This is a genomic window from Candidatus Cloacimonas sp. (assembly GCA_035403355.1).
Lineage (GTDB): Bacteria > Cloacimonadota > Cloacimonadia > Cloacimonadales > Cloacimonadaceae > Cloacimonas.
Genome location: DAONFA010000010.1, coordinates 50,655 through 60,311, shown reverse-complemented (window position 1 = coordinate 60,311; position 9,657 = coordinate 50,655). Strand labels below are relative to the sequence as shown.

General features: G+C 39.9%; 14 protein-coding genes. 2 read left to right on the top strand and 12 right to left on the bottom strand.

Annotated features, from left to right (window positions below):
• Positions 1 to 671 precede the first annotated feature (671 nt).
• From PLE33_04220 to rplU, 9 genes are all read right to left on the bottom strand, one after another.
• Complete coding sequence (locus tag PLE33_04220) at positions 672 to 1,523, bottom strand: pyridoxamine kinase (protein ID HPS60450.1); 852 nt, start codon at positions 1,521 to 1,523, stop codon at positions 672 to 674.
• 1 nt (position 1,524) lies between these two features.
• Positions 1,525 to 2,355, bottom strand: a complete 831-nt coding sequence (locus tag PLE33_04215) for a metallophosphoesterase (GenBank protein ID HPS60449.1) — start codon at positions 2,353 to 2,355, stop codon at positions 1,525 to 1,527.
• A gap of 32 nt (positions 2,356 to 2,387) precedes the next feature.
• A complete protein-coding gene (locus PLE33_04210) occupies positions 2,388 to 3,041 on the bottom strand; it encodes a uracil-DNA glycosylase (protein HPS60448.1) in 654 nt (217 codons plus the stop codon).
• A 3-nt stretch (positions 3,042 to 3,044) separates the two neighbouring features.
• Positions 3,045 to 3,461 carry a hypothetical protein gene (locus tag PLE33_04205; GenBank protein ID HPS60447.1) on the bottom strand — a complete coding sequence of 139 codons (417 nt, stop codon included), beginning with the start codon at positions 3,459 to 3,461 and terminating at the stop codon, positions 3,045 to 3,047.
• A 10-nt stretch (positions 3,462 to 3,471) separates the two neighbouring features.
• A complete protein-coding gene (gmk, locus tag PLE33_04200; protein HPS60446.1) occupies positions 3,472 to 4,083 on the bottom strand; it encodes a guanylate kinase in 612 nt (203 codons plus the stop codon).
• Positions 4,084 to 4,109: 26 nt separating this feature from the next.
• On the bottom strand, positions 4,110 to 4,487 hold the full coding sequence (gene gcvH / locus PLE33_04195; GenBank protein ID HPS60445.1) for a glycine cleavage system protein GcvH: 378 nt from the start codon (positions 4,485 to 4,487) through the stop codon (positions 4,110 to 4,112).
• 93 nt (positions 4,488 to 4,580) lie between these two features.
• On the bottom strand, positions 4,581 to 5,006 hold the full coding sequence (locus PLE33_04190) for a hypothetical protein (GenBank protein HPS60444.1): 426 nt from the start codon (positions 5,004 to 5,006) through the stop codon (positions 4,581 to 4,583).
• 162 nt (positions 5,007 to 5,168) lie between these two features.
• The gene (rpmA, locus tag PLE33_04185) at positions 5,169 to 5,429 is read right to left on the bottom strand and encodes a 50S ribosomal protein L27 (protein HPS60443.1); all 261 of its coding nucleotides are present in this window, start codon (positions 5,427 to 5,429) and stop codon (positions 5,169 to 5,171) included.
• Positions 5,430 to 5,444: 15 nt separating this feature from the next.
• Positions 5,445 to 5,759: a 50S ribosomal protein L21 gene (rplU, locus tag PLE33_04180; GenBank protein HPS60442.1), complete on the bottom strand. Its 315-nt coding sequence runs from the start codon at positions 5,757 to 5,759 to the stop codon at positions 5,445 to 5,447.
• Between the two features lie 603 nt (positions 5,760 to 6,362).
• Between rplU and PLE33_04175 the strand changes: the two genes are divergently transcribed.
• Positions 6,363 to 6,641, top strand: coding sequence for a DUF5678 domain-containing protein (locus tag PLE33_04175; protein HPS60441.1), 279 nt, complete (start codon positions 6,363 to 6,365; stop codon positions 6,639 to 6,641).
• 103 nt (positions 6,642 to 6,744) lie between these two features.
• Positions 6,745 to 7,173, top strand: a complete 429-nt coding sequence (locus PLE33_04170; GenBank protein HPS60440.1) for a retroviral-like aspartic protease family protein — start codon at positions 6,745 to 6,747, stop codon at positions 7,171 to 7,173.
• Positions 7,174 to 7,669: 496 nt separating this feature from the next.
• Here the strand turns inward: PLE33_04170 and mce are convergent, their stop codons facing one another.
• From mce to PLE33_04155, 3 genes are all read right to left on the bottom strand, one after another.
• Positions 7,670 to 8,071, bottom strand: coding sequence for a methylmalonyl-CoA epimerase (gene mce, locus PLE33_04165; protein ID HPS60439.1), 402 nt, complete (start codon positions 8,069 to 8,071; stop codon positions 7,670 to 7,672).
• A 209-nt stretch (positions 8,072 to 8,280) separates the two neighbouring features.
• The gene (locus tag PLE33_04160) at positions 8,281 to 8,817 is read right to left on the bottom strand and encodes a 2-oxoacid:acceptor oxidoreductase family protein (GenBank protein HPS60438.1); all 537 of its coding nucleotides are present in this window, start codon (positions 8,815 to 8,817) and stop codon (positions 8,281 to 8,283) included.
• Positions 8,817 to 9,656: a 2-oxoacid:ferredoxin oxidoreductase subunit beta gene (locus PLE33_04155; protein ID HPS60437.1), complete on the bottom strand. Its 840-nt coding sequence runs from the start codon at positions 9,654 to 9,656 to the stop codon at positions 8,817 to 8,819. The genes PLE33_04160 and PLE33_04155 overlap by 1 nt, the downstream gene beginning before the upstream one ends.
• Position 9,657 lies beyond the last annotated feature (1 nt).

Genomic DNA, 9,657 nt, shown 5'->3' with positions numbered 1-9,657 from the left:
AAGGCAGGTGAAAATTGTAAGTCAAAACTTCCCCGCCGGTTGCACTTTCTGTTTTGACTCTAAACCGATTCTTTTTGTGGTTGCAACTATATGCAGAAGCAACAGGAAATTTATCCTTTGTCCGATACTGTCAAAGCTGAAGCTCGGTTTAGAGTTAAAACAGAATTTTGCCTTGAAGTAGCTATTTCTGAACAGTTCCAACCCAACTCTGCGAATGTGAAAAAAAACATTATTTCACGATTGTGGAATTTGAGGGTTGGTTTGGCTTGGTTGCCAGCGTGCAGGTTCTTGTTTTAACTCACAATTTTTCGGTTTGGAAACCAGTTGTAGTGCGATTGTAAGTGAAAAAGAGGGTGGGGTGTGGTTTCATTGAAGGCAGGTGAAAATTGTTAGTCAAAACCTGAGCCGGTTACATCGTGAATTTTACGCGAGGTTGACGAGGACGTCAGCATTACGATGTCGCCCTAAAGGAGTTTAAGATATTTCAACGCTCTAAACTTTCTCAGCATTATAAACCTTTGTATCCGCGAGGTTGACGAGGACGTCAGCATTACGATGTCGCCCTAAAGGAGTGTAAGATATTTCAACCCTCTAAACTTTCTCAACTTTCTCAACCTTTTTTCCTTAGTTATCTCTTTTTCTCTTTTTCTCTTTGTAAAAAATAAGTGCTGTTACTCTTTGTGCGAAAAGAAGAGGCGGGGGTCTTTTTTCAGGGCAGAAACAAGGTCAATGCCTGTTTTTCTATCTTGCACAACCGGGATGCTTATTTCTATTGCTTTTTGCATAAAAGCGATAGTTCCTTTTATAGATTGCACGATGTCAAAGCTATTTAAAATACCGGCTAAAAGCATTGCGGAAAAGCAATCTCCTGCTCCCGGAAAAACAACTGGGGCATAGTTACATTTAAATTCCCGGAAAAAATCGTTTTCAGCGGCAAAATAGGCAACTGAAGAAAATTCCCTTTGAGAATTTGGGGCACTGGTAATAACAATATGTTTTGGGTTTAAAGCGGCTAATCGGGCACAGCATTCTTGAACCTGACCCGTGTTTAATTCCGGCATATTTTTACATCCCGTTAAAAAAATTGCCTCTGTCCAATTGGGGGTAATAATATCGCTGATAGAAATAAGGCAGCGCATTGCTTCCACCATTTCCCAAGTGTAACAACTGTATAATTTTCCTTCATCCGCTAAAACGGGGTCAACCAAAACCACTGTCTCTTTTTTCATGAAGAAAGGTAGATTTTCCAGCAACAGATATGCCTGTTCCGGTGAACCCAGAAAACCGGTATAAATGGCATCAAAACGCAGCTGCAGCTTTTTCCAGTGCCTTAGGGTCTTTTTTAAAAGGTCGGTGTTATCCTGCAAAATATAATCAGGATAATCGGTATTGGTGGAAAGTAATGCTCCGGGCATAGCGGTAACTTCAATTCCCATCCTATTCATAATCGGGATGATTGCCATTAAAGAAGTGTTTCCAAAACCGGAGAGATCATGAATAGCTAAGACATTGGGATGAGACATATTACATATCCTTTAAAGTAAAGCTGTCTATGATGTTATGATCCAAGCCATAAACCTTAAAGATAATTGATTTCCCTTCTCGCTCTCCAATTAAGTAGTGATAGGTTTTAATTAAAACCAGGGAATAGGGATTTTCGTGTTTGTTTTCCCTTAAAGGAGCTCCTCCACCACCTGTCACAATATAGGTTATACCCTTAAATTCAGAACGCTCGTAATTATGATCGTGGGCACTGAAGACAGCTTTCACGGATGAATTTTGCAAAAGTTCAGGCAAAAAAAGCTGCAAACCAAGCTCGTCGCTATGCTCTCCGGAAGAAAAAACCGGGTGATGTAAAATAAGCAGGGAAGGGATATCCACTTTTAGCTGTTTTTGCAGCCAATTGAATTGTGCGGAGCCCGGGGAAAGGTCTAAAACACTATCCAGAATGATGAAGCGAATGCTATCCTGATAAACGGTGTAATATGAACTGCCATTCAGATAAGGAAAATTCTGCAAAAACAGGGCAAGGTCTTTTTCGTGATTACCGCGTGCTGGAAAGAAACGATTAAATTGGCATAAGGGAGAGATAATCTGCAAAAAATTGTCATACTCTTTTTGCGTTTTGCCCGAACTGTTCAAGTCGCCGGTATGAAAAGTTGCCTCGGGTTGGTGATTAACAATCTGCTGAACTATTTGCCGATGAATTTCGGGATTGCTTCTGGTATCGCCATAAATGGCAAAACGGGCTTCCAAACCTAAAGCCGAAAAAACAAAAAGAAAGGTGATGAGAAGAGCTAAAGGAAGCTGAAATAGAAAAATGGGGAAGGGGGATTTTTTAGAGCTGAACATCATTGATTAGTAATTGCAGGGAATTTTGGAACCCCTTAGCGAACAGTTTCAAGACGCAATTTTTCGTATTCTTTCTGGAATTCCTGCAAGTCCACCCAGGCAGGTTTTTTCCATTCCGGATTTCTTAATAAAGCTGAAGGATGGTAGGTTACCAAAGCCGGGATATCCATAAAATAATGAATTTTCCCTCTGTGCCATCCCAGAGTGTTATTATTATTCAACAGGGTTTGAGCTGAAACCAATCCTAAAAGCAGCAACAATTTGGGCTGGATAATTTGAATCTGCTCCAGCAAATAGGGTAAACAAGCTCTTCTTTCATCGGCTTCGGGATTGCGGTTTCCCGGAGGACGGCATTTTACAATATTGGCGATATAAACATCACTGCGTTTAAGATTTATGGCAGCCAGCATTTTTTCCAAAAGCTGACCTGCAGCTCCTACAAAAGGTCTGCCGGTTTTGTCTTCCTGTTCGCCGGGTCCTTCTCCAATCAGCATTGCAAGGGCATTGGGATTGCCTTCTCCGTAAACAAAATTATGGCGTGACTGAGAAAGGGAGCACTTTGTGCAGTTGGAATATTGGTGTTGAAGTTCGTTCAGGCGTTTTTGGTTATTGCTCTCCGGCAGATAAAGTTCTTTAATACCGCTATTTTTTAAGAATTCCAGGTATTGGCGTAAAGCATTTACAGACATAGTTTAATTTTCGTTGTTGTCTTCGTTATCCTCGTTGTCGTCGTAAAAATCTTCTTCTTCCTCTTCTTCCTCTTCCTCTTCGTCCTCTTCATCTTCAAAGCTTTCGGTGTCTGAAAGTTCTTCTATGAATTTCTCGGAATCATCAATCGTTTCTTCTGCTTCTTCTTCAGCGCTTTCTTCTTCCATAAAGATTTTTTCCTGGGCTGCGGCAAGTTCTGCTTCAGCCAGTTCGGTAATATAATCCGGCACTTCGTTTTCAGCAACATGGTTCATAGCCAAAATGGCTATTTTATCTTCAAATTTCTGCCTTACATAAGTAGGAAATTGAAGTAAGCGATATGCCTCTAACTGCGCTAAAAGGCAGAACAGAAAGTTCATATCGGCTTTTTCCAGAAAGGTCTCAAGTTTTTCGTTAATCATCTATTTTCTCCTAAATTATAAAATCTTCCGCAGGATGTTTGTAGCGGCAAACCCGGTTTTCTTCAGCCCGGATAATAGCTAAAATATCCTGCACAGCTATCTCTAAATTATCATTAATTACCAGATATTGATACTGAGGAATATAGGCAACTTCTTCTTGGGCAATTTGCAGGCGTTTGGCAATTTCTTCTTCGCTATCCGTTGCCCGTAAAACTAAACGCTGTTTTAGCACTTCCATAGAAGGCGGTAAAATAAAAATCTTCACATAAGGAATATCGGTAGCGCTAATAAAAGAAGCACCTTGCACATCTATATCCATTATCACATGACGCTTACCCGCCAGACATTTTTTAATAAAACTTTTGGAAGTGCCATACCAGTTTCCGAAAACCTTGGCATATTCCAAAAAATCACCTTCAGCAATACGCTGCTGAAACTCTTCCTCACTAACAAAGTGATAGTGAATTCCATTTTGCTCAGTTCCCCGGGGACTTCGGGTAGTGAAAGAAACGGAATAATCAATATTATCGGCAACTTTTAGAATTTCAGTTAAAATGGTGCTCTTGCCACCACCTGAGGGTGCAGAAAGAATAATAAGAAAATGACCGTCCTTGGTAATCACTGATTGCTTTAGAAATAAGGTTACAGTCAGGGAATTAGTTTTTGATACTCTGCTGCCGTTAGCAGATTTTCCAATTCTTCGGAACCGGACATTTTAACTTTGAATAACCAACCTTCATCGTAAGGCGACTTGTTGATTAGCTCCGGACTATCCTCCAGCTCTATATTCTTTTCCTCAACAATGCCGCTAACTGGACAAATGAGGTCTTCCACTGCTTTAACAGCTTCAATTGAACCACAGGGTTCGCCGGCTGCTACATTTTGTCTTACTTCGGGGAGTTCCACAAAAACAATATCACCAAGTTCGTGCTGCGCAAAATCACTAATCCCGATGGTAGCTATATCATCAACTATATGAACCCATTCATGGCTCTCTGTGTAATATAAATTGTCCCGGATTTCCATTTTTACCTCCAAAACCGGATTTATTATCTTGTGTTATTCAACTCTTGGCAGGGTATTATTATGTCAAGCACAATCACCCTTCTATCAATCTTATCACTTGGTTACCCGATCCTTTTCCGCAACTGTTATTTTGCCTTCGGGTAAGGTGATGGTAACCGTAACTTGGGGACTTTTATCCTTTCTTCGGGCTTTGGCATAACCGGTTATAGAAACACTGGTATCGGAAACGGCAGCGATGCTGAAAGTTCCGGCTTCTGTAGTTATAGAATTAGCATCCCAACCCGCATAATTTCCTAATTGAGCGGTATCCGGAAAAACTGAAACCGAGTCCTCTGTCTTTTGCCCGGCAAGGGCTTGATAATTATTACAGAATTTGTTTGCATAATCTTTGGCTTCGGTGGATAGAGCTGTTTTTGCAGCAGTATATGCCTGATCCTTATATAGGGTTAGACCTACTATAATCGTTGTTCCGATGATAATAATACTGAGGATGAGTAAAAGTATTTGTTGAGCTCCCATCTTTTTCTCTTCTCCTGTTTAATATTTTTACACCGGAAACACTGAAATCCCGAATTTAATTATAAGTTATGCTTTTATTTGTGGTTTGCCACCGAAGTTTGAGAAGCTATTTTGCTATTTTAACCAAATCCACTTTCCAAACTTCATTTAACGCTTTTGTTGTTATTCATTCAGCCGCAACACGCTTACATATTTTCTGCCTTCTCTTCCGGTTGAAAATTCAACCTTGCCATCTATTAAACTGTAGATAGTAAAGTCCCTGCCAATGCCAACATTTTTACCGGGATGAATCTTTGTTCCTTTCTGGCGGATAATGATATTACCGGCTATAACAGATTCACTTGCGTATTTTTTAACCCCACGGTATTTGGGATTGCTGTTGCGTCCGTTTCGGGAACTTCCCACACCTTTTTTATGTGCCATTTTTCACCTCTTTCCTTACACCAAAATATCTGTAACCCGAAGGTCGGTAAAACTTTCGCGGTAACCTTTTTTTACCCGGTAACCTTTACGGTTTTTCTGATGGTAAATGGTCTTTTTCTTCCCTTTACCGTGCTCCATAACTTCGGCAACAATACTGGCTCCTTCTACAACAGGTTGACCAACTTTAATTCCATCTTCATCACGCAACAGAAGAACTTTTTCAAAGGTCAGGGTTTGACCCGGCTCTGCTGTATTCAGATAGGGAACGCGTAATACTGCGTTTTTTTCAGCCCTAAACTGAAATCCTTTAATTTCTACGATGGCGTACATCTTTTCTCCTATAATATGGTATATGAGTGCAGATTTTTAGAGAGGGGAAATCTGTCAAGGATTTCACGCAGATTACACAGAAAAAATGTCTCTCACAGATTACACGGATAAAATGTCTCTCACAGATTACACGGAAAAAATGTCTCTCACAGATTACACAGATAACACAGATAAAAGAATAGGTATGGGATAAACAGGATAAAAGATTAGATATGGGATAAACAGGATAAAAAATAGGTATGGGATGAACAGGATAAAAAATAGGTAGGGGATGAACAGGATTTTCAGGATTTTGGAGATTTTATTTGTATAGTCGGAAGATGCTATTCCTCTGCGAGAAAAAATAATGCAAAATACGGAGCTTCAGTGAGCTCCGGTTACCCATATCAGGGTTTGCAACGATATTTATCTCCCCGTTCACCTGTTAACCTGTTAACCTGTTAACCCGTTAACCTTTTTCACCTGTTAACCCGTTAACCTGTTAACCTGTTAACCCGTTAACCTTTTTCACCTGTTAACCTGTTAACCTGTTCACCCGTTAACCTTTTTCACCCGTTCACCTGTTTCCTATAAGAAAAAAAATAACTTGCCAATTTAATCCTGATGAATAGTTTGTATTTAGAGGTAAAAAAAATGGAAAATAGTGCGAAACCGTTGGAAAAAGAGTTTGAATTCTTTAGAGCTCATCTTCCGGAATTCAGCAAAGAACATCCTAATAAGTATGTAGTAATTGTAGATAATAAAGTTGTTGGTTTCTTTCCCAATATCACAGAAGCGATTGTGTTTGCAAAAAAGAAATATGAACCGGGGACTTTCTTTGTTGAACTGTGCACTGCAGATCCATCCTATTATAATGTAAGCTTTTTAAACTGGAATGTCTAATAATATTCAAAGATTTGCTTTTACCGTTGCCTACCCTTCGCGGGTTAATATTTTACAAACAAAAATCAGTATAACCTCTTCCACAGTTTTGGAAGATTCAAAAATGAAAGTAGAAACTATTGGTGCATGGGATACTGGTGCCAATCATTCAGTTATTTCGTCACAGTTAGTTCAGGCACTGAATCTAAAACCAATAGGAATTACGCAAGTGAATGGAGTACATGGTAAAAGTTCCTGCAATAATTATTTGATAGATATGATCTTACCTAATCAAGTCGTTATTCAGCAAGTGAGAGTTATTGAAAGTAATTCTATTCCTTTTGGGGTTTTAGTTGGGATGGATATCATTGGTTTGGGGGATTTTACTATTAGCAACTCGGAAAATAGAACCAAGTTTACCTTCCAAATTCCATCAACTCATAATACGGATTATGTCGCTGAGATTGAAGAAATTAACAAGAAAAACAAACCATCCCAAAAATATACAACTGATGATATTAGAGCTTATCTGGCAAAGCGGAAAAAGAAATAATCGTTTTCCAAGAGATAGAGTTAGATCTCTCACAGATTACACAGATAACACAGATAAAAGAATAGGAAGGGGATGAACAGGATTTTCAGGATTTCACGCAGATTACACGGATAAAATGTCTCTCACAGATTACACGGATAACACAGATAAAAGATTAGATATGGGATAAACAGGATAAAAAATAGGTATGGGATGAACAGGATAAAAAATAAGTATAGGATGAACAGGATAAAAGATAGGTATGGGATGAACAGGATTTTCAGGATTTTGGGGATTTTATTTGTATAGTTGAAAGATGCTATTCCTCTGCGAGAAAAAATAATGCAAAATACGGAGCTTCAGCGAGCTCTGGTTACCCATATCAGGGTTTGCAACGATATTTATCTCCCCGTTCACCTGTTCACTTGTTAACCTGTTAACCTGTTAACCTTTTTCACCCGTTAACCTTTTTCACCTGTTAACCCGTTAACCTGTTAACCTGTTAACCTGTTAACCTTTAACCGTGTTCCTCGCACAATTCTATCAAAACCCCCAAACTGGATTTAGGATGCATAAAAGCAATCTCCGAATGATGTGCTCCGGGGCGAGGTTCTTTATCAATTAGGGCTAAACCCAAATCGTTTACCTGTTTTAAGGCGTCGTTTATATCGTCAACGGCGAAGGCAAGATGTTGAATTCCTTCTCCCTTTTTTTCAATGAATTTGGCAATAGGGCTGTCATCTGAAGTAGGGCAAAGCAATTCTATTCTTGTATCTCCACAAGGAAAAAAGGCAACTTTAACCATTTGGGAAGGGACTTCTTCTATCCCTTCAAGTTTTAAGCCGATTTTTTCGTAGAAAGCAATTCCTGCTTCCAGGTTTTTAACTGCGATGCCGATGTGACTGATATGTTTAAGCATCAATAATCTCCTCTAATGAATTAGGGTTCAAGGTGTCACGAGTCCTCACTGCCAAAAATGTTTGCGGATAGCAATGAAGGCATTTCGGCAGTGATGACTCCTGACATAACGGGATCATAATGAACGATGAGGACATCGTTCCTCCGGGGTTTTTGAACGATGAGGACATCGTTCCTCCGGGGTTTTGAACGATGAGGACATCGTCCGTCTTATTTTTTTGCGAGGTCAAAACCAATCTGCATTGCTTTCAGGTTCAAGTCAACAAATGCGGGTTTTACCGTTTCCTCAATCGCTTTTTTCAAAGAGCTTTCTTTCACTATTCCTGTAACTTTCACCAGGAAAGCAAGAGCCATAATATTAGTAGAAATAGGGCTGCCCAATTTTTCCTGGGCAATTTCTGTGAAAGGAATTTCGTAAGTATTTTCAGCAGACATAGCCAGGTTTTTAACGAAGGTAGTATCAATAATCAGGATTCCGTTTTCTACCAAATCAAAAAGAAACTTATCACACGCTTCCTGAGTTAAAGCCAGCAGGCAATTAATATTCGTTGCTTCAGGAAAGTTTATTTCCCTGTTACTGATAATTACATCAGCATGCGAATAGCCGCCTCTTGATTCAGGACCATAGCTTTGGGTTTGGGTAACCTTTTTATTTTCTATCACAGCAGCTTTAGCCAGAATAATTCCTGCCAGAATTAAACCCTGGCCACCGCTTCCGGAAAGGCGAACTTCAAAATTATCAGCCATTATTCACCTCTCTCAGTTTGCACTTTCTGGCATAGAGCAGCATATTCAGCAGTGAATTCAGGACGGATTTCTTTGCGTAAAATTCCGCGCACTATTTTTCCTTCCACTTTTTCCGGAGGCAGTTTGTCCACTGCAGCCAGGGGAATGGAATTATCCCGAAAGTCCTTCAGCATTTGTGGAGCTCCACCTTTTTTATTTAAGCGTCCGTAGATTACAGGACAAGCGCTAACTACCTCTATCAAAGAAAACCCGGGATGCTGAAGAGCGTCTTTTATCATAGATTGCATTTCCTGAACATGGAAAGCTGTAGTTCTGGCAACGAAAGAAGCGCCGGCACCCATAGCCAGATTGCAGATATTAAAATCAGGCTCTATATTTCCATAAGGTGCAGTAGTAGCATAGGCATTATGAGGAGTTGTAGGACTGCACTGTCCACCCGTCATCCCATAAATATTATTATTAATCATCACTACTTTCAGGTCTATATTTCTGCGAGCAGCATGAATTAAATGATTACCTCCGATGGCAGCACAATCGCCATCGCCGGTTACAACGATTACTTTCAAATGCGGTTTATGCAGTTTAACGCCTGTAGCAAAAGCAATACTGCGTCCATGTAAAGTATGCAGAGTATTAAAATCTACATAAACAGGCATCCGCGAAGAGCAGCCAATGCCGGAAACCATAACAATATCGTTGCGGTCTATATTCAAAGAGGCAACTGCTCTAATAATAGCACCCAAAACTATACCATTACTGCAGCCGGCACACCACACATGAGGAAATTTCTTATCGTGCCGCAGGTATTCATGAATTATGCGTTGGGGAATATTAGCCATT

Bases quoted from the DNA above. Each gene is read 5' to 3' on its own strand.
- rplU (HPS60442.1), bottom strand. From the start codon at position 5,759: ATGTACGCCATCGTAGAAATTAAAGGATTTCAGTTTAGGGCTGAAAAA.
- PLE33_04220 (HPS60450.1), bottom strand. From the start codon at position 1,523: ATGTCTCATCCCAATGTCTTAGCTATTCATGATCTCTCCGGTTTTGGA.
- PLE33_04205 (HPS60447.1), bottom strand. From the start codon at position 3,461: ATGATTAACGAAAAACTTGAGACCTTTCTGGAAAAAGCCGATATGAAC.
- PLE33_04210 (HPS60448.1), bottom strand. From the start codon at position 3,041: ATGTCTGTAAATGCTTTACGCCAATACCTGGAATTCTTAAAAAATAGC.
- PLE33_04155 (HPS60437.1), bottom strand. From the start codon at position 9,656: ATGGCTAATATTCCCCAACGCATAATTCATGAATACCTGCGGCACGAT.
- PLE33_04160 (HPS60438.1), bottom strand. From the start codon at position 8,817: ATGGCTGATAATTTTGAAGTTCGCCTTTCCGGAAGCGGTGGCCAGGGT.
- PLE33_04215 (HPS60449.1), bottom strand. From the start codon at position 2,355: ATGATGTTCAGCTCTAAAAAATCCCCCTTCCCCATTTTTCTATTTCAG.
- PLE33_04175 (HPS60441.1), top strand. From the start codon at position 6,363: ATGAATAGTTTGTATTTAGAGGTAAAAAAAATGGAAAATAGTGCGAAA.
- mce (HPS60439.1), bottom strand. From the start codon at position 8,071: ATGCTTAAACATATCAGTCACATCGGCATCGCAGTTAAAAACCTGGAA.
- PLE33_04190 (HPS60444.1), bottom strand. From the start codon at position 5,006: ATGGGAGCTCAACAAATACTTTTACTCATCCTCAGTATTATTATCATC.
- gcvH (HPS60445.1), bottom strand. From the start codon at position 4,487: ATGGAAATCCGGGACAATTTATATTACACAGAGAGCCATGAATGGGTT.
- PLE33_04170 (HPS60440.1), top strand. From the start codon at position 6,745: ATGAAAGTAGAAACTATTGGTGCATGGGATACTGGTGCCAATCATTCA.
- rpmA (HPS60443.1), bottom strand. From the start codon at position 5,429: ATGGCACATAAAAAAGGTGTGGGAAGTTCCCGAAACGGACGCAACAGC.